We start from the raw sequence: 23,286 nt of genomic DNA, 5'->3' as shown, positions 1-23,286 counted from the left end.
ACGATGCAGCCGCACACCGACACCCTTCAAGCCCTGGCCGAAGAGGCCGTGGTCTACGCCTACCCGCTCTACGAGATGTGCCGCATGCGCGCGGCCACCTCGCCGCAGCGCACCAATGCCGCCGGCGAGGCGCCGCGCCCGCAGCGCTGGTGCAACGTGTTCACGCACGCGCGCCAGCTGCTGCGCGCAGGCAAGAGCCGCGTCGTCACGCCGAACAACGACACGCTCTACACCAACGCCTGGCTCGACCTGGGCGACGGCCCGCTCGTGATCGACGTGCCCGACACCGCCGGCCGCTACTACGTGCTGGGCCTGCTCGACTTCTTCACCAACCCCTTCGCCCACCTCGGGCAGCGCCTCACGGGCACGGCGGCGCGGTCCTTCGTGGTCACGCCGCCGGGATGGCGCAGCCCGCTGCCCGCGGCTTTCGACGCACCGGGCGCGCGCATCGAGGCGCCCACGCGCTGGCTGTGGATCATCGGGCGCCTGCTGGTCGACGGCCCGCAGGACGTGCCGGCCGTCAACGCGCTGCAAGACGGCTTTCTCGTGCGCACGCTGGCCGACTGGCAGGCCGGCCGCGCCTCGGCGCCGCGCGCCTTCGATCCGGCCTGCGACCCGAAGGCGCCGCTCACGGCCGATCACTTCGCCGCGCAGGTGAACGCGGCGCTGCGCGACAACGTGCCGCCGGTCGGTGATGCGGCGCGGCTCGCACGCTATGCCGCGCTCGGGATCGGGCCCGGCGCCGGCGCGCTCGACGACGGCCAGCGCGCCGCGCTGCAGGCCGCGCTCGACACCGTGCTGCCGCGGCTGCGCGAGGCGCAATCGGGCCGCACCACGGCCTCGGGCTGGGTGCAGATGCCGCTGGTGGAAGGCTCCTTTGGCGAGGACCACCTGGCGCGCGCGCTGGTCGCGCTCAAGTACATCGGCATGCTCGAAAGCCGCGAGGCCACTTACCCGATGGCCTGGCACGACGTGGCCGGCGAAGCACTCACCGGCCAGCGCCGCTACACGCTGCGCTTTGCGCCCGGCGCGATGCCGCCGGTCGAGGCCTTCTGGTCGCTCACGATGTACGACACGCGCGACTACATGCTGGTCGACAACCCGATCGACCGCTACGCCATCGGCGACCGTACGCCGGGCCTGCGTCGCGATGCGGACGGCGGGCTCACGCTGCACATCCAGCACGCCCGGCCGGAGGGCGAGGCTGCGCAGGCCAACTGGCTGCCGGCGCCCGAAGGCGATTTCTACCTCTGCCTGCGCGCCTACGTGCCGCGCGCCGAACTGCTCGACGGCCACTACCTGCTGCCGCCCCTCACCGTCACCAAGGAAACCGCATGACCGCCACCGCTGAAAAGCCCTTCCTCATCGTCGGCACCGGCACCGAGACCGTGGCGCCGGGCCTGCACATCCTGCGCGGGCAGGGGCAGTCTTTCGTGGCCGAGACCGACGCGGGCCTGGTCGTGATCGATGCCGGCCCGGGCGGCTCGGTGACAGAGGGCATGATCGATGCGCTGCGCCAGCTCAGCGACGCGCCGGTGCATGCGCTGTGCTTCAGCCATGGCCACATCGGCTACAACGCCGGCGTGCCGATGTGGCTGGCCCATGCCGCCGCGCGCGGCGATGCGCCGCCGCGAATCATTGCGCACCGCAACGTGCCGCGCCGCCTCGCGCGCTACGGCGAGACGCTGGCCCTGCAGCACCGCATGGCCGAGATCCAGTTCAACCGCCCGCCGGGCTTCTTCGACCATCGCCTTGTGATGCACCCGCCGACCGAAACCTTCGACGGCCTGCTGCAGATCGGCAGCGGCGAGCGCCGCGTCGAGCTGCGCTGGGCACCGTCGGAAACCGACGATGCGATCGCGCTCTGGAGCCCCGCGCAGCGCGTGCTGTACGGCGGCGCGGCGCTGATCGACTCCATTCCCAACATCGGCACGCCCTTTCGCACGATGCGCGACACGGTGCGCTGGGCCGACACGCTGGAGGCATTGGCAGCGTTGAAGCCGCGCAAGGCGGTGCGCGAATTCGGCGCCACGCTCGAAGGCGAAGAGCAGGTGCAGCACGTGCTCCTGCACACGGCCCGCGCGCTGCGCTGGCTGCGCGCCGAGGTGGTGCGGCTCATGAACGAAGGGCTCAACGAGCGCGACGTGCTGGCGCGCATCCGCTTTCCCGACGAGCTCTTCGCGGTCGACTGGATGAAGCCCACCTACGGCGATCCCGGCTACATCGTGCGCGACATCTACCGCTCGGAGAACGGCTGGTGGGACCGCAACCCGACCTCGCTGCACCCGGCCGCGCCCGAGGCCATCGGCCGCGCCGTGGCCGACGCCATCACCGACAAGCGCGGCGTGATCGACCAGGCGCGCAAGCTGGCGGCGGCCAAGCAGTGGCAGCTCGCGCTGCACGTGATCGACCTGCTGGCCACCGCCGAGGGCGACGCCCCCGAGATCGCCGAGGCGCGCTCGCTCAAGGCCGAATGGCTGCGCGAGCGTGCGCGCGAAGTGCCCAGTTACGTCTCGCGCAACCTGTACCGCGTCGGCGCGGACATGATCGAACAAGGCACGCAGGCGCGCTTCGGCATGCGCTGAAGCCTTTCCATCGGAGACACGGACCATGACAAGCACAACATCCTTGCGCCGCAGCCTGCGCACGCTCGCCGCCTGCGGCCTGGCCGCACTGGCCGCCGCCAGCCATGCGCAGGCCGACAGCTACCCCGACAAGCCCGTGACGCTGGTGGTGCCTACCGCGCCGGCCGGCGGCACCGACACCATCGCGCGCCTGATCGCCGACGCACTCGGCAAGAAGCTGAAGCAGACCTTCATCGTCGACAACCGCCCGGGCGCCAACGGCATCCTCGGCACCGACCTGGCAGCGCGCGCAGCGCCCGACGGCTACCGGCTGCTGTTCACCTATGCCGCGGCCATGGTGGTGAACCCCAGCCTCTACAAGAAGCTGCCCTACGACCCTTTGAAGGACTTTGCGCCGGTGGCGCAGGTCGGGCGCGGCGGCAACCTGCTGCTGGTGCGCAAGGACCTGCCGGTGAAAACGATCCAGGAGTTCGTCGCTTACGCCAAGGCGCGGCCCGACAAGCTGAGCTACTGCTCCTGGGGCAACGGCTCGGGCGGCCACCTGGCGATGGAAAGCCTCAAGAAGCAGGCCGGCCTGGTGATGACGCACGTACCGTACAAGGGCAGCGGCCCCTGCGTGCAGGACCTGGTGGGCGGCCAGGTGGATGCGGCGTTCGCCGACATCTCGTCGACCGTGGAGATCGTGCGTGCCGGCCGCATCCGCGCGCTGGCCAACAGCGGCCCCTCGCGCATCCCGATGCTGCCCGACGTGCCGACCATGACCGAGAGCGGCTACCCCTTCACCACCTACGCCTGGTACGGCCTGCTGGCGCCGGCCAAGACGCCGGTGGCCGTCGTGAAGAAGCTCAACGAAGCCGTGAACCAGGTGCTGCGCGACCCTGCGGTGGTGCGCCGCATGTACGAGCTGAACTTCAACGACCTGCCGCAGAACACGCCCGAGCAGTTCGCGGCGACGATCCAGAAGGACATGCGCGACTGGGGCGCGCTGGTGAAGGAGATCGGGCTGACGCCCGAATGACCGGCGCCGCGCACGCGCCCGGTTATTTCGCCAATGCCTTCAGCGCCAGCTTGATCCCCTCGCTCACCGTCGCGTCCTTGGGCAGCGCCTTGAGCGCCAGCGCGGCTTCCTTGTCGCTGTAGCCCAGCGCGACCAGCGCCTGCAGGATGTCGGCCTGCGCGTCGGTGGCCGCATGGGCGGGCAGACCGATGTCGGCGCCCAGCTTGCCCTTGAGTTCGAGCAGCAGCCGCTCGGCGGTCTTCTTGCCGATGCCCGGGATCTTCACGAGCCGGCCGAGCTCCTGCGTGGTGATCGCCTGCGCCAGCTCGCCCACGCTCATGCCCGACAGCAGGCCGAGCGCGGTGCGCGGGCCCACGCCGCTGATCTTGATGAGTTGCCGAAAGGCCGCACGCTCCTCGGCGGTGCCGAAACCGTAGAGAATCTGCGCGTCCTCGCGCACCACGAAGTGCGTGAGCAGCGAAACGCGCTCTCCGGTGCCGGGCAGGTTGTAGAACGTGCTCATCGGCACATCGACCTCGTAGCCGACGCCGTTGCAGTCCACCACCACCTGCGGTGGGTTGCGCTCGGCCAGGATGCCGGTGAGTTTGCCTATCATGGGTGCCCTTTTTCCTTGAAATGTCCGGCGTGATTCTGCGACACACCTTTGCTCCCCCCAACAACTCGCGCCTGGGCCACCTGTGCGGCCCGCTGGACGCGCACCTGCGCCGCATCGAGGAGGCCCTGGGCGTGAAGATCGCGCACCGCCACGAGCAGTTCAAGGTCGACGGCCCCAAGGCCGCCGCGCAGCGCGCCATGGACGTGCTGCAGGCGCTCTACGAGATCGCGCAGCGCCCGATCGATCCGGCCGTGGTGCAGCTCACGCTCGCGGGCGACGGCTCGATGAGCGACGAGGACTCGGCCCTGCTCGTCACCCGCCGCGCCGACCTGCGCGCGCGCACGCCCACGCAGGCGCTGTACCTCGACAACATCGCCAAGCACGACATCACCTTCGGCATCGGCCCGGCCGGCACCGGCAAGACCTACCTCGCGGTGGCCTGCGCGGTCGATGCGCTGGAGCGCGCCGCGGTGCAGCGCATCGTGCTCACGCGGCCGGCGGTGGAAGCCGGCGAGCGGCTCGGCTTCCTGCCGGGCGACCTGACGCAGAAGGTCGACCCCTACCTGCGCCCGCTGTACGACGCGCTCTACGACCTGATGGGCTTCGAGAAGGTGCAGAAGGCCTTCGAGCGCAATGCGCTCGAGATCGCGCCGCTGGCCTTCATGCGCGGGCGCACGCTGAACAACGCCTTCGTCATCCTCGACGAGGCGCAGAACACCACCGTCGAGCAGATGAAGATGTTCCTCACGCGCATCGGCTTCGGCGCCAAGGCGGTGGTGACGGGCGACGTGAGCCAGATCGACCTGCCCAAGCAGCAGCTGAGCGGCCTCATCGATGCCGAGCGCGTGCTCAGGCGCGTGAACGGCATCTCGATCACGCACTTCACCAGCGCCGACGTGGTGCGGCATCCGCTGGTGGCCAAGATCGTCGATGCCTACGACGGGCAGCGCAAACGCGGCGGGGCGCATTGAGATGGCATTGCCCGCACTGTCCCTTTCGCTGCAGTTCGCGCGCTTCAAGGGCGTCGAGCGGCACCGTGCCGCGCTGCCGCGCCACAGCGTCGCGCGCTGGATCCGCCATGCACTCGAGATCGACGCGGAGATCACGGTGCGCATCGTCGATGCCGAGGAAGGCCAGCGCCTGAACCGCGAGTTCCGCGGCAAGGACTACGCCACCAACGTTCTGACCTTCGACTACACCCAGAGCCCGATGGTGATGGTCGACCTGGTGCTGTGCGCGCCGGTGGTCGCGAGCGAGGCGAAGGAGCACCGCAAGACCCTGGCCGCGCATTACGCGCACCTGCTGGTTCACGGCACGCTGCATGCGCAGGGCTGGGACCACGAGACCGGCGAGGCCGACGCCGAGGCCATGGAAGCGCGCGAGATCGAGATCCTCGCGGGCGTCGGCATCCGCAATCCGTACGGCCGCTGAGACCCGCGCGCGGCGGCGCTACGCCATCTGCAGCGGGATGGTCACCGGCCCGTCGTTGACCAGGTGCACCTGCATGTCGGCGCCGAACTCGCCGGTGGCCACCACCGGATGGGCGGCGCGAGCCCGGTCCACGAAATAGTCGTAGAGCCGCCGCCCCTCGTCGGGCGCGGCCGCCTGCGTGAAGCTGGGCCGGTTGCCGCCGCTCACGTCGGCCGCCAGCGTGAACTGGCTCACGACCAGCAGGCCGCCGCCGATGTCCTGCACGCTGCGGTTCATCTTGCCCGCCTCGTCCGAAAAGATGCGCAGCTTCAGGAGCTTGGCAAGCATGCGGTCGGCCATGGCATCGGCATCGCCGCGCTCGGCGCACAGCAGCACCAGCAGGCCGGCGCCGATCGCGCCGACGGTCTGCCCTGCGATGTCGACGCGCGCACTGGCCACGCGCTGGACGATGGCTTTCATGCGGCTTCTTCCTCGATGCGCGGCCCGCGCGCTTCCATGCCCAGCGGCAGCAGCTGGATGGTCACGCGCAGGCCCGGCACGGCGTCCATCAATGCCTGCTCCAGCTCGTCGCGCATCGCGGCGGCATGCTGCAGCGTCCACTCGCCGGGCACATGCATGTGCAGGTCGGCAAAGCGGCGCTGGCCCGCGCGCCGCGTCACCATGTCGTCGAAGCGCATGCGCGTGCCTTCCGGCATGCGTGCGGCAAACTGGTCGAGCGTGGCGCGCAGCGTGGCAATGGTCTCTGCGTCGAGCGCCTCGTCCATCAGCCCCTGCGACGAGCGCCACACCAGCCTGACGCCTTCGCGCACGATGTTGAGCGCCACGCCAATGGCCAGCACCGGGTCGAGCCAGAGCCAGCCGCTGAAGTGCACGGCCACGATGCCGATCACCACCCCGGCCGAGGTCCACACGTCGGTCATCAGGTGCCGCGCATCGGCTTCGAGCGCAATCGAGCGGTGCGTCCGCGCGGCGCGGAACAGCGCAAAAGCCAGGGCCGCGTTGAAGCCCGAGCTGACCACCGAGAGCCCGAGCCCCCAGCCCAGCTGCTCGAGCGGCTGCGGCGCAAGCAGCCGCTGCACCGAGACCCAGAGGATGGCGGCCGCCGCGCCGACGATCAGGATGCCCTCGAAGCCCGAAGAGAAATATTCGGCCTTGTGGTGGCCGTAGGGATGGTCTTCATCGGCCGGCCGCGAGGCGATGGTCACCATGCCCAGCGCGAACATCGCGCTGGCAAGGTTGACGAAGGACTCCATCGCATCGGAGATCAGGCCCATCGAGTTGGTCACATAGCCCGCCAGGCCCTTGAGCAGGATGGTGACGAGCGCAACCACCACGGAAACACGAAGCAGCGTCTTGGGCGTGAAAGTCATGCAGGAAAGGCGTTGGCGATAAAAGTCGGCAAGAATGCGGCAAAGGTCCGCATCCGCGATCGAATTATCGAGCGCGGCCTCCATCTGCCGACTCCATGTATTTAATATTTGTGGCACCGCGAGACATTCGCAGAAGAACGATGATGAAAAAAATCCTGATCGCCGTGGGAGGCTTCGCCTTCTGGGGCGCAGCGGCGTTGGCTCAGGCGCAGGCGCCTGCGCCTGCGCGTCCTGCAGGCTCCATGCCCACTGCAGAACCACAGGCAGGGTTTGTGAAATCGGTGCGGGGCAACGTGCAGCTGCTCAGTACCGCCGGCACGCCCCGCGCGGCCAATGCGGGCGATGCGCTGGCCGCCGTGGACCGCATCGTGACCGGCCCCGATTCTTCCGCCTCCGTGGTCCTGCGCGACGACACCACGCTGGTGGTCGGGCCTTCGTCGCGGCTGGACCTGAAGGAATTCCATTTCAACGCCACCACGCACGAAGGCGGCGTGCTGGTCTCGCTGCTGCGCGGCTCGATGCGCATGATCACCGGGCTGATCGGCAAGACCAACCCCGACGCGATACGGGTGGAGACGCAGACCGCCACCATCGGCATTCGCGGAACCGACTTCATCGTGCAGAGCGACGGCCAGCCATGAGGAAGACGACGACGGACCGGGCCTTTCTTCTTGCTGCCACGCTGGCCACTGCGCTGCTGGCCGCATGTTCGACGCCGGGCACCCGCGTGGTGCTGCTGCCCCAGGCGGACGACAAGCCTTCTGCCGTGATCGTGCGCGCAAAGGACGGCGAGGAAGTTCTTTCCAAGCCCTATCAGCGCGCAACCGCTGCGGTAGGCGCCTCCGGCGCACCGGTGGTCGACCAGGCCGACCCGGCCAAGGTGCAGGCGGACCACAAGATCCTGTTCGACATGCGGCCGCCCGCGCCGCAGCGCTACACGGTGTACTTCGAAGTGGGCGGCACCACGCTCACGCCTGCGTCGCAGCAGGTCATGAACGAAGCGCTGATGGCCGCGCAAAGCCGCAGCGGCAGCGACATCGTGGTGACCGGGCACACCGACACCAAGGGCGCGCTCGAGCAGAACGACATGCTCTCGCAGCGGCGCGCGCAGGAAGTGGTGCAGCTTTTCGTGGAACGGCAGTTCCCGGCCAAGCGCATCGAGGCCGTGGGCCGCGGCGAGCGCGAACTCGCGGTACCCACCGCCGACGAGGTGGACGAGCCGCGCAACCGGCGCGTCACGATCGAAGTCCGCTGACAGCCAGGCGCGCGGTGCGCCGGCCGGCGGCCCCTCAGCCGAGGGTCACGCGCGCGAACTTGCGCTTGCCGACCTGCACCACGTAGCGGCCGGCGGGCAGCTTGAGCGCCTTGTCGCTGATCACCACGGAGTCGACGCGCACGCCGCCGCCGTCGATCAGCCGGTTGCCTTCGGAGGCCGAAGGCGCGAGCCCGGCCTGCTTGAGCAGCTGCGCAATGCCCAGCGGGGCCCCGCCCAGCGACAGCTCGGGAATGTCGTCGGGCACGCCGCCCTTGCTGCGGTTGATGAAATCCTGTTCCGCGGTCTCGGCGGCGGCCGCGCTGTGGAAGCGCGCGGTGATTTCCTTGGCCAGCGCCACCTTCGCATCCTTGGGATTGCGGCCGGCCGCGATCTCGGCCTTGAGCGCCTCGATCTGCGCGAGCGACTGGAAGCTCAGCAGCGTGTACCAGCGCCACATCAGCTCGTCGGAGATCGACAGCACCTTGGCGAACATGGTGTTGGCGTCTTCGCTGATGCCGATGTAGTTGTTCTTGCTCTTGGACATCTTCTCGACGCCATCGAGCCCTTCCAGCAACGGCATAGTGAGTATGCACTGCGGTTCCTGGCCGTATTCCTGCTGGAGATGCCGGCCGACGAGCAGGTTGAACTTCTGGTCGGTGCCGCCCAGCTCGAGGTCGCTCTTCAGGGCCACCGAGTCGTAGCCCTGCATCAGCGGGTAGAGGAATTCGTGCACCGAGATCGACTGGCCGGCCTTGAAGCGCTTGTTGAAGTCGTCGCGCTCCATCATCCGCGCCACCGTGTACTTGGCGGCCAGCTGGATCATGCCGCGGGCACCCAGCGGGTCGCTCCACTCGGAGTTGTAGCGGATCTCGGTCTTTTCGGGGTCCAGCACCAGGCTGGCCTGCCGGTAGTAGGTCTGGGCGTTGGCCTCGATCTGCTCGCGGGTCAGCGGCGGGCGGGTGCTGTTGCGGCCCGAGGGATCGCCAATGGTGGTCGTGAAGTCGCCGATCAGGAAGATGACCCGGTGCCCCAGATCCTGCAGCTGCCGCATCTTGTTGAGCACCACCGTGTGGCCGATGTGGATGTCCGGGGCGGTCGGGTCGAGCCCCAATTTGATGCGCAGCGGCGTCCCGCTGGCTTCCGAGCGCTGCAGCTTGCGCACCCATTCATCCTGCGGCAGCAGTTCGTCGGTGCCCCTGAGCGATATTTCGAGCGCTCGTCTTACACCATCCGAGAGGCTTGTGGATGTAACAGATTCGGCATTCATAGGCTTTTTTAGCTGATTTTCAGGTTGCCGAAGCTATACTCAGCCCGACTTTTCTAGCGCCGAATTCTAAGCGGCGCTTTTTCCGCACCGCCCTGCCGCCCCGTCCGACCTGGGCTTTGCAGCGCGGATTTGCAGAACCTGAGCTGGAATTCATAGTTTGATCAACGGCATTCTCGCCGCCGAGGAGCTTTTGGCTTCTCGCGTGGCCTATACATTCCGGACCTATCCCAAGCAGATCACCGCGCTCATCGCGGCTGCCTTGCTGAGCGCCGGAACCCTGGCGGTGGCCTCCCTGGGCCCCGACGCCGCCGACCTCCCGGTGCAGCAGGTCCTCGAAGCGACCGCTCCGCTGTCTTTCGCCGAACAGAGCGAATCGCTGGAAAACTTCAGCTTCACGCTGTTTCGCACCGACATCACGCGCTCCAGCGACACGGCCGAGGCCCTGCTGAAGCGCCTGGGCATCTCCGACCCGGCCGCCACCGCCTTCGTGCGCGGCAGCAGCGAGGCCCGCAATGCCCTGTTCGCCCGCGCCGGGCGCACCGTCACGGCCGAAGCCACGCAGGAAAACCAGCTCAAGAAGCTGAGTGCCCGCTGGATTCCCGATGGCGACGGCGGCTTCAAGCGCTTCGTCATCGAGCGCACGCCGGTCGGCTTCGTGGCGCTCACCGAGCGCGACACGCTGACGCCGGGCACGCGCCTGGCCAGCGGCGTCATCCGCACCTCGCTGTTCGCCGCCACCGACGACTCCCGCGTGCCCGACGCGGTCGCCAGCCAGCTGGCCGACATCTTCGCGGGCGACGTCGACGTGCGCGCGCTGCGCAAGGGCGACCGCTTCGCCGTGGTCTACGAAACCTTCGAGGCCGACGGCCAGGCGCTGCGCAGCGGCCGCGTGCTCTCGGCCGAGTTCGAGAGCGGCGGCAAGGTGCACCAGGCCGTGTGGTTCCAGCCCCAGGGCCAAAAGGGCAGCTATTACCGCCCGAACGGCGATAGCCTGCGCAAGGCCTACCTGAGCTCGCCGGTCGAGTTCTCGCGCGTGTCGAGCGGCTTCGCAATGCGCATGCACCCGATCCTCAACAGCTGGCGCCAGCACAACGGCATCGACTTCGCAGCCCCCACGGGCACCGCGGTGCGCAGCGTCGGCGACGGCACGGTCGATTTCGCCGGCACGCAAAGCGGCTACGGCAACATCGTCATCATTAAGCACCGCAACAACCAGCAGACGGCCTACGCCCACCTGAGCCGCATCAACGTCAAGGCCGGCGAGAGCATCACCCAGGGCCAGACGATCGGTGCCGTGGGCTCCACCGGCTGGGCCACCGGCCCGCACCTGCACTTCGAATTCCGCGTGAACGGCGAATACCAGGATCCGACCTCCATCGCCCAGGAGGGCGGCGCGCCCATCACGGCGTCCCTGCGCCCGGCCTTCGAGCGCATTGCGGTCGGCGCGCGCACCGAGCTGGCGGCCGCCTTCTCGGTCATCCAGGCCAGCGCGGACTGAGCCCCGGCGCGCGGCTCGCCTTCCCATCGACGTGGCCGGCGAACTGTTCATCGGCCTGATGTCCGGCACCTCGCTCGACGGGGTCGACGGCGTGCTGGCCGATTTCGCGGATGGCCGCATCGCCGTGCGGGCCTATGCCACGGCGCCCTTTCCGGCCGCCTTGCGCGCCGAGCTGATGGCGCTCAACACCCCCGGCGACAACGAACTCCATCGCGCCGCGCTGGCCGGCAACGGCCTGGCCCGGCTCTATGCCGGCGTCGCCAGCCAGCTGCTGGCGGACAGCAGCACTCCCGCCAGCCAGGTGGCGGCCCTCGGCGCGCACGGACAGACGGTGCGCCACCGGCCCACCGAGTTCGACGGCGTCGGCTACACCCTGCAAATCAACAACCCCTCGCTGCTGGCCGAGCTGACCGGCATCGACGTGGTGGCGGACTTCCGCAGCCGCGACTTGGCCGCCGGCGGACAGGGCGCGCCGCTGGTGCCGGCCTTCCACCGCGCACTGTTCGCGCGCGCGGGCCAACCCGTGGCGGTGCTGAACATCGGCGGCATTTCCAACCTGAGCCTGCTGCCCGCGGCCGATGCGCCGGGAGAGCCGGCGGTGCTCGGCTTCGACTGCGGCCCCGGCAATGCCCTGATGGACCACTGGAGCCAGCTTCACACCGGCCAGCCCTTCGACCGCGGCGGCCGGTGGGCCGCCAGCGGACAGGTACTGCCCGGCCTGCTCGCACGGCTGCAGGCCGATCCGTATTTTGCGAAGGCGCCTCCCAAGAGCACCGGGCGCGACCTGTTCAATCCCGCATGGCTTTCCGCCTGCCTGGCCCCGGCCATCGGCGCGGCGCCCGCCGACGTGCAGGCCACCCTGACTGAATTCACCGCCAGCGTATGTGCAGCCGACGTCCTCCGCTATGGAAGCGATAGCAAGCTGCTGATCGTCTGCGGCGGCGGAGCGCTGAACGACCATCTGATCGAGCGCCTGCGCGCGCACTTGCCCGGCGTGGAAGTGGCCGCCTCCACGGCCCACGGCCTGCCTCCGCTGCAGGTCGAGGCCGCGGCCTTTGCCTGGCTGGCCCGCAGCACCCTGCGGCGCGAAGCCGGCAACCTGGCCAGCGTGACAGGCGCAAGAGGCGGGCGCGTGCTCGGGGCGATCTATCCGGCCTGACCGGGCGGAGTTGCCCTCACCCCTGGCCTGAAACTTCGGGCTGGGCGGGATGGGCGGCGCGCACTTCTGCTGGCAAATGCCAGAAGATCAGCGCAGAAGCGATCGTGACGAGCCCCATGGTGGCAAAAGTGGCCTGAAAGGCATCGAGCGTCTGCTTTGCCGTTTCGAGGCCAAAAACACCGTTGTAGCCGGCCAGCACTGCGCTCGCGGCCGCCACGCCAAGGCTCATTGCAAGCATCTGGACCATCGAGAGCAGGCTGTTGCCGCTGCTGGCCATGCTGCCGTCCAGGTCCTTCAGCGTGATGGTGTTCATGGCCGTGAACTGAAGCGAGTTGACGGCGCCGAAGGCCAGCAACTGCAGGATGTGCAGCGCGGCCGGCTGGTCCGGCCCGGTCAGGCCGAAGCTGCCCATCGCCAGGCCCACCAGCACGGTGTTGGCCACCAGCACCTTGCGGTAGCCGTGGCGCGTGATCAGCGGGGTCGCGAAACGCTTCATGGCCATGCCGGCCAGCGCGATCGGCAGCATCATGAGCCCCGCCCGAAGCGGCGAATAGCCCAGCGACACCTGCAGCAGCAAGGGCACCATGAACGGCATGCAGCTGCTGCCGAGCCGCGAGAACAGGTTGCCGAGCAAGCCGATGCTGAGCGTGGGCACGCCGAACAGCGAGGGCGAGAACAGCGGCTCGGGCCGGCGCGCGGCATGCAGCCAATAGGCCACCACGCTCGCAAAGCCGAACACCAGCAACAGCAGCACGCTGACCTGGCGCAGCCCCGCGCCCGAGACACCGTCGAGCGCCAGCGAGATCGCAACCATGCCGAAGGCCAGCATCGCATAGCCCGCGCCATCGAAGCGCCGCTGGATGGCCCCGCGCAGGTCGGGCATGAAGCGCAGCGTTGCCAGGCAGCCCGCCAACCCCACAGGCACGTTGATCAGGAAGATCCAGTGCCAGGAGGCGTACTGCACCAGCCAGCCGCCCAGCGTGGGCCCGAGCAGCGGCCCGATCAGCCCCGGAATGGCAACGAAGCTCATCGCCTGCAGGAACTCCCCGCGCGGCACCGTGCGCAGCAGCGTCAGCCGCCCTACCGGCAGCAGCAAGGCGCCGCCCAGGCCCTGCACCACCCGCGCAGCCACCAGCTGCCCCACGCCCACCGACAAGGCGCACAGGACGGAGCCGACGACGAACAGCACGATGGCCGAGAAGAACACGCGCCGCGTGCCGAACCGGTCGGCGATCCAGCCCGAGGCCGGAATCAGCATTGCCATGGTCAGCGCGTAGGCCACCACTACCGACTGCATGCGCAGCGGGCTTTCGCCAAGGCTCGCGGCCATGGCGGGCAGCGCGGTGTTGATGATGGTGGCGTCGAGCGTCTGCATGAAGAAGCCGATCGCCACGAGCCAGAGCAGGCTCTTGCGGGCAGGATCGATGGCCGTGGCGGCGGATGTCATGGGGCAGCGAGGGGGAAGGAAAAGCGGCAGGCAGCAAAAAGCCGCCCGAAGGCGGCTTTTTTCAAGGAACGAATGCTGGCGGGGGCAGCATCAGCCCGGCATCAAGCCGAGAAGCTCGATCCGCAGCCGCAGGTGCTGGTGGCGTTCGGGTTCTTGATCACGAACTGGGCGCCCTGCAGGTCTTCCTTGTAGTCGATCTCGGCGCCGACCAGATACTGGTAGCTCATGGCATCGATCAGCAGCGACACGCCGTTCTTGGTCATGGTGGTGTCGTCTTCGTTCGTGATTTCATCGAAGGTGAAACCATACTGGAAGCCCGAGCACCCGCCGCCCTGCACGAACACGCGCAGCTTGAGGTCGGGATTGCCCTCTTCGGCGATCAGGTCGGCCACCTTGGCAGCCGCGCTGTCGGTGAAGACGATCGGTTCGGGCATCTGGGTCTGGATGTTTTCGGCAACAGCGCTCATGGGGGATAACTCCTTGGGGGCCGTACATGCGGCCAATGAACCAATGCTACTGCAATGCCGCATTCCTGGCTGGCGGATGGCAGCGAGCACCCAACGCAAGTGGGGTCGAACGCACATCCGCCAAGGCCGCGGCAATGAAAAAGCCGCCCGGAGGCGGCTTTTGTTCGCAATGAACAGGATCAGCGCTTGCTGAACTGCTTGCGGCGGCGTGCAGAGTGCAGACCGACCTTCTTGCGCTCGACTTCACGTGCATCGCGCGTGACGTAGCCGGCCTGGCTCAGCACCGGCTTGAGGCTTGCGTCGTAGTCGATCAGCGCACGGGTGATGCCGTGGCGCGTTGCGCCGGCCTGGCCCGATTCGCCGCCGCCATTGACGTTGACCATGACATCGAATGCTTCGAGGTTGTTGGTCAGCACCAGAGGCTGCTTGGCAATCATGATCGAGGTTTCGCGGCCGAAGAACTCTTGGATGTCCTTGCCGTTGACCGTGATCTTGCCGGTGCCCTTTTTCAGAAACACACGGGCGACGCTCGATTTGCGACGGCCGGTGCCATTGTTCCATTCACCAATCATTCTCAAGGCTCCTTACAGTTCCAGCACTTTGGGCTGTTGGGCGGTATGCGGGTGCTCTGCACCACCGTACACCTTGAGTTTCTTGATCATCGCGTAGCCGAGCGGGCCCTTGGGCAGCATGCCCTTGACGGCCTTTTCCAGGGCGCGGCCCGGGTGCTTGGCTTGCATGTCGCGGAAGTTCGTGGCCGTGATACCGCCCGGGTAGCCCGAGTGACGGTAGTAGACCTTGTCGATCGGCTTGGCGCCGGTGACGCGCAGCTGGGCTGCGTTGATGATGACGATGAAGTCACCGGTATCGACGTGAGGCGTGTAAATGGCCTTGTGTTTGCCGCGCAAACGGAGAGCAACTTCGCTGGCTACTCGTCCGAGGACCTTGTCGGTCGCGTCAATCACAAACCACTCGTGCGTCACGTCAGCGGGCTTGGCGCTGAACGTTTTGGTCATGAGTTTTCTCTATAAAGAGGGTTTGGCGAGCCCTTTTCCACGGTCGGCGTTCCTCTGACGGGAATCTCTTAGGTGGGTTTGCACATGCCCGCAGGGCGGTAATGTGTCTCCGCCGCGGGGCTACAAAAACGCTGCGAAGCCCGCGATTATACGAAGAATCGGCCAATCGGGGCAAATTTGGGCCCAGCGGCCGTCCAAGCCGTTACCATCGACCCCATGTTCAGTTACCGCCACGCCTTCCACGCCGGCAACCACGCCGACGTGCTCAAGCACACGGTGCTGATTGCCACGCTCGACCACCTGCTCGAAAAAGAAGCAGCGCTGACCGTGGTCGACACCCACGCCGGCGCCGGCCTGTACCGCCTGGACGGCGACTACGCCGGCACCAGCGGCGAGGCCGCCGAAGGCGTGCTGCGCCTGCTGGCGGACAAGAAAGCACCTGCCGCCCCGGCCCCTGCCGCCAAATCCGCCGCCAAGAAGGCCGCCCCCGAAGCCGAGGCGCCCCTGGCCGATGCGATTGCGCGCTACCTGAGCGTGATCCACGACTTCAACCCCAAGGGCGGCGCCCGCATCTATCCGGGTTCGCCTTTCATCGTGCAGCACCTGCTGCGCGACCACGACAAGCTCAAGCTGTTCGAGCTGCACCCCACCGATGCCCGCACGCTGGACGCCAACATCGCCCAGCTCGAGGCGGGCCGGCAGATCGCGGTGCTGCGCGAGGACGGCTTCGGCAGCGCCACCAAGTTCCTGCCGCCGCCCTCGCGCCGCGCGCTGGTGCTGATGGACCCGAGCTACGAGATCAAGAGCGACTACGGCCGCGTGCTCGACTTCGCGGCCGAGGCGCTCAAGCGCTTTGCCACCGGCACCTACGCCATCTGGTATCCGATCATTCCGCGCCCCGAGGCGCACGACCTGCCGCGCCGGCTCAAGACCCTGGCCACCAAGGCAGGCAAGCCCTGGCTGCACGCCACGCTCACGGTCAAGTCGAGCAAGCTGACCACCACGCCCACGGGTGAAACCCAGCGTCCGGGCCTGCCGGCCAGCGGCATGTTCCTGATCAACCCGCCCTACACGCTGAAGCCGCTGCTGGCGGCCGCGCTGCCCCAGCTGGCGGAGCGGCTGGCGCAGGACCGGAACGCCACCTTCTCGCTCGACGCGGGCGGCTAGTCCCGGCGGTCTTTCGCTGCTTCAGCGGCGGCGGCGCTGTGGCACTTTCACCTGGCGGCGCGCGGGTGCGGGCGCAGCCGCCGGCGCCTGGGCCTGCGCCACGTCTTCCTCCACCTCGGAGCCGCCGCAGCGCATGCCCTCGCGGTCGATGATCGTCAGCGCCACCTGCTTGATGCCGAGCCCGATCAGACCGATGCGCTCGGCCGCGCCGCGGCTCAGGTCGATGATGCGGCCCTGCGCATAGGGCCCCCGGTCGGTGATGCGCACCAGCACCTCGCTGCCGTTGACGAGGCTGCGCACGCAAACGCGGGTATTGAACGGCAAGGTCTTGTGGGCCGCCGTCATGGCCATCATGTCGAAGCGCTCGCCGCTCGCGGTCTTGCGCTGGTGGAACTGGATGCCGTACCACGAGGCCCCGCCGCGCTCGAAGATTTCGCGCGGGCCGCTGTCCCCGGGCACGCCGTCGTCGGCCTCGCCAATTCCCGATACCGCGAGGTCGTAGCGCACCGACGGCACGCTCGAGCGGGCCGGGGCGCCCGGCGGCACCGCCAGCTTGCGCGGCAGGGGCAGCAGCTTGGCGTCCTCCTTGTCGGCCGGCCCGCCCTCGGTGGCCGGCGGCATGGCGCAGCCGGCCAGCACGCAGGTGGCCGCGACCAGCGCAATGCGAAGCGAAGTGAGCAGCCGATGGCCTGCCCCAGGACGCCACCCCTTCAACCGAGGCGCTCCAGTACAGCCAGCGTGGCCGCCGACTGGTTCATCGTGTAGAAGTGCAGCGCCGGTGCGCCTCCACCCTGCAGGCGCGCGCACAGGTCGGTCACCACGTCGAGTCCGAAGGCCTTGATGGAGGCCGTGTCGTCGCCGAAGCCCTGCAGCCGCAGGCGGATCCAGCGCGGGATCTCGGCGCCGCAGGCATCCGAGAAGCGCATGAGCTGCGTCGAGCTGGTGATCGGCATGATGCCCGGCACGATCGGCAGGTCGAGCCCGAGCTTGCGGCTGTCGTCGACAAAGCGGAAGTACGCCTCGGGACTGAAGAAATACTGCGTGATCGCCGAGTCGGCGCCGGCCTTCACCTTGGCGGCGAAGGCCTGCAGGTCGGCCTCGGGCGAACGTGCCTGCGGATGCACCTCGGGATAGCAGGCCACCTCGATGTGGAAGTCGCGCCCGGTCTCCTCGCGGATGAAGGCCACGAGGTCGCTCGCGTACTGGAACTCGCCGCCGATGCCGTAGCCGCTCGGCAGGTCGCCGCGCAGGGCGACCAGGCGCTTCACGCCCATCGCCTTGAGCTCGGCCAACTGCTCGCGCACCGTGGCGCGCGTGGCGCCGATGCACGAGAAGTGGCTGGCGGCATCGACACCCTCGGACAGGATCTCCTGCACCGCGCCGAAAGTGCCCTGGTGCGTGGAGCCGCCCGCGCCGTAGGTCACCGAGCAGAACTCGGGCTTGCGCGCATACAGCTGCTGGCGCACCGCGCGCAGCTTGACCGCGCCTTCGGGCGTCTTGGTCGGAAAGAACTCGAAACTCAATGGAAGGCGCACCTGCGTCTCCTAGGAACCGTTCGCAGTGTCCGCGCGAACGGCGTGAATGAAAAACTCGCGGTTGCCGTCGCCGCCCGCAATGGGGCTGTCGAACCACCGCAGCACGCGCAGCCCGAGCGCCTCGCAGGCGTCGCGCAGGCGCTTCTCGACCACGGCGTACATCGACGCGTCGCGCACGATGCCGCCCTTGCCGACCTGCCCCGGCTGCAGCTCGAACTGCGGCTTGACGAGCATCAGCAGCTGGCCGTCGCCGGCCAGGAACGGCACCACGGCCGGCAGCACCAGCGTGAGCGAGATGAACGACAGGTCGCCGACGATCAGGTCGAAGCGCAGGTCGGAAGGCGCTTCGCCTTCTTCTTCCTGCAGGTCGTCCGGCGACAACGCACGCGCATTGACGCCTTCGATGGCCACCACGCGCTCGTCCTCGCGCAGCTTCGGATGCAGCTGCCCGTGGCCGACGTCGACGCCCACCACCTTCGCCGCGCCGGCTTGCAGCAGGCAATCGGTGAAGCCGCCGGTCGACTGGCCCACGTCGAGGCACAGCTTGCCGGCGGCGCTGACGCCGCTCGCCGCCAGCGCGCCTTCGAGCTTGAGCCCGCCGCGCGAGACGTAGCGCGCCTCGGCCGCGTCGTCGAGCTCGACCTCGGCGGACTCGGGCACCTCGTCGCGGTTCTTCACCACCGAGCGCCACGCGTCCGCGCTGCCCGCATCGCGCCAGCGCATGCCGCCGGCAATCAGCCGCACGGCCTGCGAACGCGACGCGGCCAGGCCACGCTCCACCAGCAATTGGTCGGCGCGCATCAGTACCGGTACGTGTCCGGCTTGTAGGGGCCGTTCTTGCTCACGCCGATGTAGGCGGCCTGCTCGTCCGTCAGCTCGGTCAGCATCGCGCCGACCTTCTTCAGGTGCAGGCGCGCGACCTTCTCGTCGAGGTGCTTCGGCAGCACATAGACCTTGCCGGCCTGGTAGGCGTCGGGCTTGGTGAAGAGCTCGATCTGGGCGATGGTCTGGTTGGCGAACGACGACGACATCACGAAGCTCGGATGGCCCGTGCCGCAGCCCAGGTTCACGAGGCGGCCCTTGGCCAGGAGGATGATCTTCTTGCCGTCGGGGAAGGTGATGTGGTCGACCTGCGGCTTGATCTCTTCCCACTCGTACTTTTCGATCGACGCAACATCGATCTCGTTGTCGAAGTGGCCGATGTTGCAGACGATGGCCTGGTCCTTCATGGCGGCCATGTGCTCGTGGCGGATCACGTCGCGGTTGCCCGTGGTGGTCACGAAGATGTCCGCCTTGTCGGCGGCATATTCCATGGTGACGACCTTGTAGCCTTCCATCGCGGCCTGCAGCGCGTTGATGGGGTCGATTTCGGTCACCCACACTTGCGCGCTCAGCGCACGCAGCGCCTGGGCCGAGCCCTTGCCCACGTCGCCGTAGCCGGCCACGCAGGCCACCTTGCCGGCGATCATCACGTCGGTCGCGCGCTTGATGCCGTCCACCAGCGATTCGCGGCAGCCGTAGAGGTTGTCGAACTTGCTCTTGGTGACCGAGTCGTTCACGTTGATGGCGCGGAACAGCAGCTTGCCCTTGGCGCTCATCTCGTTCAGGCGGTGCACGCCGGTGGTCGTTTCCTCGGTCACGCCGATGATCTCGGCCGACTTGCGGGTGTACCAGGTCGGATCGACCGCCAGCTTGGCCTTGATGGCGGCGTAGAGGATGCGTTCTTCCTCGCTGGTGGGCTTGGCGAGCACGCCCAGGTCCTTCTCGGCGCGCTGGCCCAGGTGCATCAGCAGCGTGGCGTCGCCGCCGTCGTCCAGGATCATGTTGGGGCCTTCGCCCTGCGAACCCTTGGGGCCGAAGTCGAAGATGGCGTGGGTGTAGTCCCAGTAGTCCTTCAGCGACTCGCCCTTGATCGCGAACACCGGCGTGCCGGCGGCGGCAATCGCGGCGGCGGCATGGTCCTGCGTCGAGAAGATGTTGCACGAAGCCCAGCGCACGGTGGCGCCGAGCGCCTGCAGCGTCTCGATCAGCACGGCCGTCTGGATCGTCATGTGCAGCGAGCCCGTGATGCGCGCGCCCTTGAGCGGCTGCGCCCTCGAGAATTCCTCGCGGATGGCCATCAGGCCGGGCATCTCGGTTTCCGCAATCTTGATTTCCTTGCGGCCCCAGGCGGCCAGGGAAAGGTCGGCAATCGCCTGGTCGGCGGTGGAAACGGGGGTGGGCTTGAGAACAGCGCTCATGAGAACTCCAACAAAGCTAGTTTGAAAGGTGCCACTGCGTTCGGGGAAAAGACTCACCGCGAGAACAGCGGGTGAGCGTGGTTGCGATGTGGTCCGAGCCTCACGCCTGGCGGCGCTGCAACGCTCCTCGGAACCGCGGATTGTAGACGGGGCGCCAAGGCGAGCCAACCGCCGGGGCATCCCACATGCCGGAAAGCGCAATTCGCATCCGGGGCGTACATTGACTTGACCCCAACCCCGGAAGTTCCGCCCATGCGCTTGTCCAGACTCTCCACTGCCCCTGCCCTGCTGGCCTCGGCCGCCTTCCTTCTTCTTGCCGCCGGCGCGCCGGTCCCGGCCTCTGCGCAGGCCGCCTCCGATCCGGTGCGCGTCCGCGGCACCATCGTGCGCGTCGACGCCAAGGCCCTCGTGGTCCAGGACCGCGGCGGCGAGGTCGTCAGCCTGGCGCGGCCGGCCGACATGGCCGTGTCGGAGGTCTACCCGATCAAGCTGTCCGACATCAGGCAGGGCAGCTTCATCGGCACCGCCGCCATGCCGCAGGCCGACGGCACGCAGAAGGCGCTCGAGGTGGTGGTGTTCCCCGAGGCCGCGCGCGGCACAGGCGAAGGCCACCGCCCCTGGGACCTGCTGCCGCAGAGCACCATGACCAACGCCACCGTGGCCGACCTGGCCGCGGCGCCGAAAACCGTGCGCGGCGGGCAGCAGCTGCGGCTGACCTACAAGGGCGGCGAAAAAACCGTCATCGTGCCGCCCGACGTGCCGGTCGTGACCTTCCGCCCCGGTACCGAGGCGCTGCTGGTGCCCGGCGCCAAGGTGCTGGTCAATGCGCAGGAAAGGAACGGCGTGCCTACCGCGCTGCGCGTCACCGCCGGGCGCAACGGCTTCGCGCCGCCGATGTAGCCCAAGGGAAATCCCGCAGGCAAATCCTGCCGCCGCGGCGCCGCGGGCGGGCTGCCCCGGCGTATCGTGGCGAGGCCCGGCCCGCCGGTCCTTGCCATTCACCCGTTCCTCACCCGACACAGGAGATACCGCACCATGGCCACTGCCAAGAAAGCCGCCGCGAAGAAGACCACCGCCAGCAGCAGCACCCGGGCGGCTCCCGACGCCGCCGACATGCTCGACCCCATGAAGAATCTCAAGGCCATGACCGACCGCCTGCAGGATCTCAACCTGACCGGCGGCGCGAGCAAGCTGCTCGAGAGCGGCCAAAAGGACCTCCAGGCGCTGATGCAGGCGAACCAAAAGTCCTACCAGGGCCTGCAGACCGTGGTGCAGCGGCAGACCGAGATGATCAAGAGCGCCATCGCCGAATGGCAGACGGCCGCCAAGGAAATGCCCGGCAAGGACGCCAAGGCCAACCTCGCCAAGCTCGACGAACTCGGCCGCCAGTCGTTCCAGCGCGCCATCGACGACATCAAGGAGCTGGCCAACCTGGCCGCCAAGTCGCAGGCCGATGCGTTCGAGCTGGTGCGCCAGCGGATCCAGGCCAATGTGGATGAAGTGACGAAGCTGCTGCAGCGCAAGTAAGGCGTTTTCGGCGGGTCGGGCAGGCGGCTCGGGGCTGCCTTCTAAAATCGGGCCATCCCCCCGCAGATTGCCCCATCTTGTCTTTTCTCTCCGAAACCCGCCGCCGTCGCACCTTCGCGATCATTTCCCACCCCGACGCCGGCAAGACCACGCTGACCGAGAAGCTGCTGCTGTTCTCGGGCGCGATCCAGATCGCCGGCTCGGTGAAGGCGCGCAAGGCCTCGCGCCACGCCACCTCCGACTGGATGGAAATCGAGAAGCAGCGCGGCATTTCGGTGGCTTCGTCGGTCATGCAGATGCTGTACCGCGACCACGTGATCAACCTGCTCGACACGCCCGGCCACAAGGACTTCTCGGAAGACACCTACCGCGTGCTCACGGCGGTCGACTCGGCCCTGATGGTGATCGACGCGGCCAACGGCGTGGAGGCGCAGACGCGCCGGCTGATCGAGGTCTGCCGCCAGCGCGACACGCCCATCATCACCTTCGTCAACAAGATGGACCGCGAAGTGCGCGAGCCGCTCGACATCCTCGACGAAGTGGAGCGCGAGCTCGGCATGCCCTGCGTGCCGATGACCTGGCCGGTCGGCCAGGGCAAGAGCTTCCGCGGGATCATGAACCTGCGCACGCAGGCGATGACGGTGTTCGAGTCGGGCAGCGAACGGCTGCCGCACGACTTCGAGACCATCGCGCTCACGGAGCGCGACACGCTCACCAAGCGCTTCGGCGCCGACTTCGAATCCGCCATGGACAGCATGGAACTGGCCACCGGCGCCTCGCCCACCTGGGACCGCGAGGCCTTCCTGGCCGGCAAGCAGACGCCGGTGTTCTTCGGCTCGGGCGTGAACAACTTCGGCGTGATGGAGGTGCTCGATGCGCTGGTCGACCTTGCGCCCTCCCCGCAGTCGCGCACCAGCACCACGATGGTCAACCGCCAGCCCGTGGTGAAGGAGATCCAGCCCGAGGACCGGGACTTCGCGGGCGTGGTGTTCAAGGTGCAGGCCAACATGGACGCCAACCACCGCGACCGCATCGCCTTCGTGCGCATGGCGTCGGGCAAGTACACGCCGGGCATGAAGCTCAAGGTGCAGCGCACGTCGAAGGAACTGCGGCCGACCAGCGTCGTGACCTTCATGAGCCAGCGCCGCGAGGCGGTCGAGGAGGCGTACGCCGGCGACATCGTGGGCTTCACCACGCACGGCGGCGTGCAATTGGGCGACACCATCACCGACGGCGCGAGCCTGCAGTTCACCGGCCTGCCCTTCTTTGCGCCCGAGCTGTTCATGACGGTGATCCTGAAGAACCCGCTGCGCACCAAGCAGCTGCAGCAGGGCCTGGCCCAGCTCGGAGAGGAAGGCGCCATTCAAGTGTTCCGCCCCGAGATCGGCGGGCCGATGCTGCTGGGTGCCGTCGGGCAGCTGCAGTTCGAGGTGGTGCAGCACCGCCTGAAGGCCGAGTACGACGCCGACGTGCGGCTCGAAGGCTGCCAGTACACCGGCGCACGCTGGATCACCGCCGATTCGCCGGCCGAGCTGCGCGAGTTCGTCAACGCGTACCCGCAGCGCATGGCCAAGGACGCGGCCGATACGCTGGCCTTCCTGTGCACTTCGCCCTACGACGTGCGGCTGGCGCAGGAGCGCTTTCCGAAGATCCACTTCCATCCGCTGCGGGAGCACGCGGGGCTGGCGCTGCAGAACGCGGGCTGAAGG

25 protein-coding genes and 1 riboswitch are annotated in these 23,286 nt (G+C 68.2%); of the genes, 13 read left to right on the top strand and 12 right to left on the bottom strand.

Translation table 11 applies throughout. From position 1 onward, the window contains the following. Nucleotides 1-3: 3 nt before the first annotated feature. Genes AC1DMS_RS26670 through AC1DMS_RS26660 form a run of 3 tightly spaced genes read left to right on the top strand, consistent with a single transcriptional unit; the run spans nucleotide 4 to nucleotide 3,603 of the window. Nucleotides 4-1,338, top strand: a complete 1,335-nt coding sequence (locus AC1DMS_RS26670) for a DUF1254 domain-containing protein (RefSeq protein ID WP_478181955.1) — start codon at nucleotides 4-6, stop codon at nucleotides 1,336-1,338. Beyond that, entirely contained in the window at nucleotides 1,335-2,585 is a 1,251-nt protein-coding gene (locus tag AC1DMS_RS26665) for an alkyl sulfatase dimerization domain-containing protein (RefSeq protein ID WP_436289758.1), read from the top strand. Before AC1DMS_RS26670 ends, AC1DMS_RS26665 begins: the two co-directional genes overlap by 4 nt. A 25-nt stretch (nucleotides 2,586-2,610) precedes the next feature. After that, complete coding sequence (locus tag AC1DMS_RS26660; protein WP_155247881.1) at nucleotides 2,611-3,603, top strand: Bug family tripartite tricarboxylate transporter substrate binding protein; 993 nt, start codon at nucleotides 2,611-2,613, stop codon at nucleotides 3,601-3,603. Between the two features lie 22 nt (nucleotides 3,604-3,625). Here AC1DMS_RS26660 and ruvA read toward each other — a convergent pair whose 3' ends face one another. Next, nucleotides 3,626-4,198: a Holliday junction branch migration protein RuvA gene (gene ruvA, locus AC1DMS_RS26655; RefSeq protein ID WP_018906193.1), complete on the bottom strand. Its 573-nt coding sequence runs from the start codon at nucleotides 4,196-4,198 to the stop codon at nucleotides 3,626-3,628. Between the two features lie 20 nt (nucleotides 4,199-4,218). Between ruvA and AC1DMS_RS26650 the strand changes: the two genes are divergently transcribed. Together AC1DMS_RS26650 and ybeY are read left to right on the top strand one after the other, a co-directional pair. Next, nucleotides 4,219-5,169: a PhoH family protein gene (locus AC1DMS_RS26650; protein WP_018906192.1), complete on the top strand. Its 951-nt coding sequence runs from the start codon at nucleotides 4,219-4,221 to the stop codon at nucleotides 5,167-5,169. A gap of 1 nt (nucleotide 5,170) precedes the next feature. Beyond that, the gene (gene ybeY / locus AC1DMS_RS26645; RefSeq protein WP_478181954.1) at nucleotides 5,171-5,629 is read left to right on the top strand and encodes an rRNA maturation RNase YbeY; all 459 of its coding nucleotides are present in this window, start codon (nucleotides 5,171-5,173) and stop codon (nucleotides 5,627-5,629) included. Between the two features lie 18 nt (nucleotides 5,630-5,647). On the opposite strand, the gene dtd is transcribed toward ybeY, so the two are convergent. Both dtd and AC1DMS_RS26635 read right to left on the bottom strand, forming a co-directional pair. Continuing rightward, the gene (gene dtd / locus AC1DMS_RS26640; RefSeq protein WP_018906190.1) at nucleotides 5,648-6,088 is read right to left on the bottom strand and encodes a D-aminoacyl-tRNA deacylase; all 441 of its coding nucleotides are present in this window, start codon (nucleotides 6,086-6,088) and stop codon (nucleotides 5,648-5,650) included. Further along, entirely contained in the window at nucleotides 6,085-6,999 is a 915-nt protein-coding gene (locus tag AC1DMS_RS26635) for a cation diffusion facilitator family transporter (RefSeq protein WP_027730707.1), read from the bottom strand. The genes dtd and AC1DMS_RS26635 overlap by 4 nt, the downstream gene beginning before the upstream one ends. Nucleotides 7,000-7,271: 272 nt before the next feature. On the opposite strand from AC1DMS_RS26635, the gene AC1DMS_RS26630 reads away from it, so the two are divergent. Then, on the top strand, nucleotides 7,272-7,640 hold the full coding sequence (locus AC1DMS_RS26630) for a FecR family protein (RefSeq protein ID WP_259347697.1): 369 nt from the start codon (nucleotides 7,272-7,274) through the stop codon (nucleotides 7,638-7,640). Next, nucleotides 7,637-8,254 carry an OmpA family protein gene (locus AC1DMS_RS26625; protein WP_018906187.1) on the top strand — a complete coding sequence of 206 codons (618 nt, stop codon included), beginning with the start codon at nucleotides 7,637-7,639 and terminating at the stop codon, nucleotides 8,252-8,254. The genes AC1DMS_RS26630 and AC1DMS_RS26625 overlap by 4 nt, the downstream gene beginning before the upstream one ends. 34 nt (nucleotides 8,255-8,288) lie before the next feature. Here AC1DMS_RS26625 and tyrS read toward each other — a convergent pair whose 3' ends face one another. Next, nucleotides 8,289-9,521 carry a tyrosine--tRNA ligase gene (tyrS, locus tag AC1DMS_RS26620; RefSeq protein ID WP_015867434.1) on the bottom strand — a complete coding sequence of 411 codons (1,233 nt, stop codon included), beginning with the start codon at nucleotides 9,519-9,521 and terminating at the stop codon, nucleotides 8,289-8,291. 157 nt (nucleotides 9,522-9,678) lie between these two features. On the opposite strand from tyrS, the gene AC1DMS_RS26615 reads away from it, so the two are divergent. Together AC1DMS_RS26615 and AC1DMS_RS26610 are read left to right on the top strand one after the other, a co-directional pair. After that, on the top strand, nucleotides 9,679-11,019 hold the full coding sequence (locus tag AC1DMS_RS26615; RefSeq protein WP_015867435.1) for a M23 family metallopeptidase: 1,341 nt from the start codon (nucleotides 9,679-9,681) through the stop codon (nucleotides 11,017-11,019). A 31-nt stretch (nucleotides 11,020-11,050) separates the two neighbouring features. Further along, nucleotides 11,051-12,178 carry an anhydro-N-acetylmuramic acid kinase gene (locus AC1DMS_RS26610; RefSeq protein ID WP_015867436.1) on the top strand — a complete coding sequence of 376 codons (1,128 nt, stop codon included), beginning with the start codon at nucleotides 11,051-11,053 and terminating at the stop codon, nucleotides 12,176-12,178. Between the two features lie 16 nt (nucleotides 12,179-12,194). On the opposite strand, the gene mdtD is transcribed toward AC1DMS_RS26610, so the two are convergent. From mdtD to rplM, 4 genes are all read right to left on the bottom strand, one after another. Continuing rightward, nucleotides 12,195-13,625, bottom strand: coding sequence for a multidrug transporter subunit MdtD (mdtD, locus tag AC1DMS_RS26605; protein WP_278875008.1), 1,431 nt, complete (start codon nucleotides 13,623-13,625; stop codon nucleotides 12,195-12,197). Between the two features lie 101 nt (nucleotides 13,626-13,726). Next, nucleotides 13,727-14,092: an iron-sulfur cluster insertion protein ErpA gene (erpA, locus tag AC1DMS_RS26600; RefSeq protein WP_007827949.1), complete on the bottom strand. Its 366-nt coding sequence runs from the start codon at nucleotides 14,090-14,092 to the stop codon at nucleotides 13,727-13,729. A 179-nt stretch (nucleotides 14,093-14,271) separates the two neighbouring features. Beyond that, nucleotides 14,272-14,664, bottom strand: coding sequence for a 30S ribosomal protein S9 (rpsI, locus tag AC1DMS_RS26595; RefSeq protein ID WP_015867438.1), 393 nt, complete (start codon nucleotides 14,662-14,664; stop codon nucleotides 14,272-14,274). A gap of 12 nt (nucleotides 14,665-14,676) precedes the next feature. Further along, nucleotides 14,677-15,108 carry a 50S ribosomal protein L13 gene (gene rplM, locus AC1DMS_RS26590; RefSeq protein WP_015867439.1) on the bottom strand — a complete coding sequence of 144 codons (432 nt, stop codon included), beginning with the start codon at nucleotides 15,106-15,108 and terminating at the stop codon, nucleotides 14,677-14,679. 216 nt (nucleotides 15,109-15,324) lie between these two features. Here rplM and AC1DMS_RS26585 point away from each other — a divergent pair, with 216 nt between their 5' ends. After that, entirely contained in the window at nucleotides 15,325-16,275 is a 951-nt protein-coding gene (locus AC1DMS_RS26585) for a 23S rRNA (adenine(2030)-N(6))-methyltransferase RlmJ (protein WP_278875037.1), read from the top strand. Nucleotides 16,276-16,296: 21 nt separating this feature from the next. Here AC1DMS_RS26585 and AC1DMS_RS26580 read toward each other — a convergent pair whose 3' ends face one another. The 4 genes from AC1DMS_RS26580 to ahcY form a co-directional block, all read right to left on the bottom strand. After that, the gene (locus tag AC1DMS_RS26580) at nucleotides 16,297-16,896 is read right to left on the bottom strand and encodes a septal ring lytic transglycosylase RlpA family protein (RefSeq protein ID WP_015867441.1); all 600 of its coding nucleotides are present in this window, start codon (nucleotides 16,894-16,896) and stop codon (nucleotides 16,297-16,299) included. Nucleotides 16,897-16,985: 89 nt separating this feature from the next. After that, a complete protein-coding gene (gene metF, locus AC1DMS_RS26575) occupies nucleotides 16,986-17,810 on the bottom strand; it encodes a methylenetetrahydrofolate reductase [NAD(P)H] (RefSeq protein ID WP_018906181.1) in 825 nt (274 codons plus the stop codon). 9 nt (nucleotides 17,811-17,819) lie between these two features. Continuing rightward, entirely contained in the window at nucleotides 17,820-18,611 is a 792-nt protein-coding gene (locus tag AC1DMS_RS26570; RefSeq protein WP_015867443.1) for a TlyA family RNA methyltransferase, read from the bottom strand. Next, on the bottom strand, nucleotides 18,611-20,050 hold the full coding sequence (ahcY, locus tag AC1DMS_RS26565; RefSeq protein WP_412511947.1) for an adenosylhomocysteinase: 1,440 nt from the start codon (nucleotides 20,048-20,050) through the stop codon (nucleotides 18,611-18,613). The genes AC1DMS_RS26570 and ahcY overlap by 1 nt, the downstream gene beginning before the upstream one ends. Nucleotides 20,051-20,116: 66 nt before the next feature. Then, nucleotides 20,117-20,185, bottom strand: a riboswitch (S-adenosyl-L-homocysteine riboswitch). Between the two features lie 117 nt (nucleotides 20,186-20,302). On the opposite strand from ahcY, the gene AC1DMS_RS26560 reads away from it, so the two are divergent. From AC1DMS_RS26560 to AC1DMS_RS26550, 3 genes are all read left to right on the top strand, one after another. Beyond that, a complete protein-coding gene (locus AC1DMS_RS26560; protein ID WP_412511948.1) occupies nucleotides 20,303-20,950 on the top strand; it encodes a hypothetical protein in 648 nt (215 codons plus the stop codon). A gap of 135 nt (nucleotides 20,951-21,085) precedes the next feature. Then, on the top strand, nucleotides 21,086-21,577 hold the full coding sequence (gene phaP, locus AC1DMS_RS26555; protein ID WP_015867446.1) for a TIGR01841 family phasin: 492 nt from the start codon (nucleotides 21,086-21,088) through the stop codon (nucleotides 21,575-21,577). 77 nt (nucleotides 21,578-21,654) lie between these two features. Beyond that, a complete protein-coding gene (locus AC1DMS_RS26550) occupies nucleotides 21,655-23,283 on the top strand; it encodes a peptide chain release factor 3 (protein ID WP_412511949.1) in 1,629 nt (542 codons plus the stop codon). The last annotated feature ends 3 nt before the right edge of the window (nucleotides 23,284-23,286 follow it).

This window comes from Variovorax sp. 05T418 (assembly GCF_056396385.1).
This window is presented reverse-complemented; position numbering and strand designations above follow the sequence as displayed.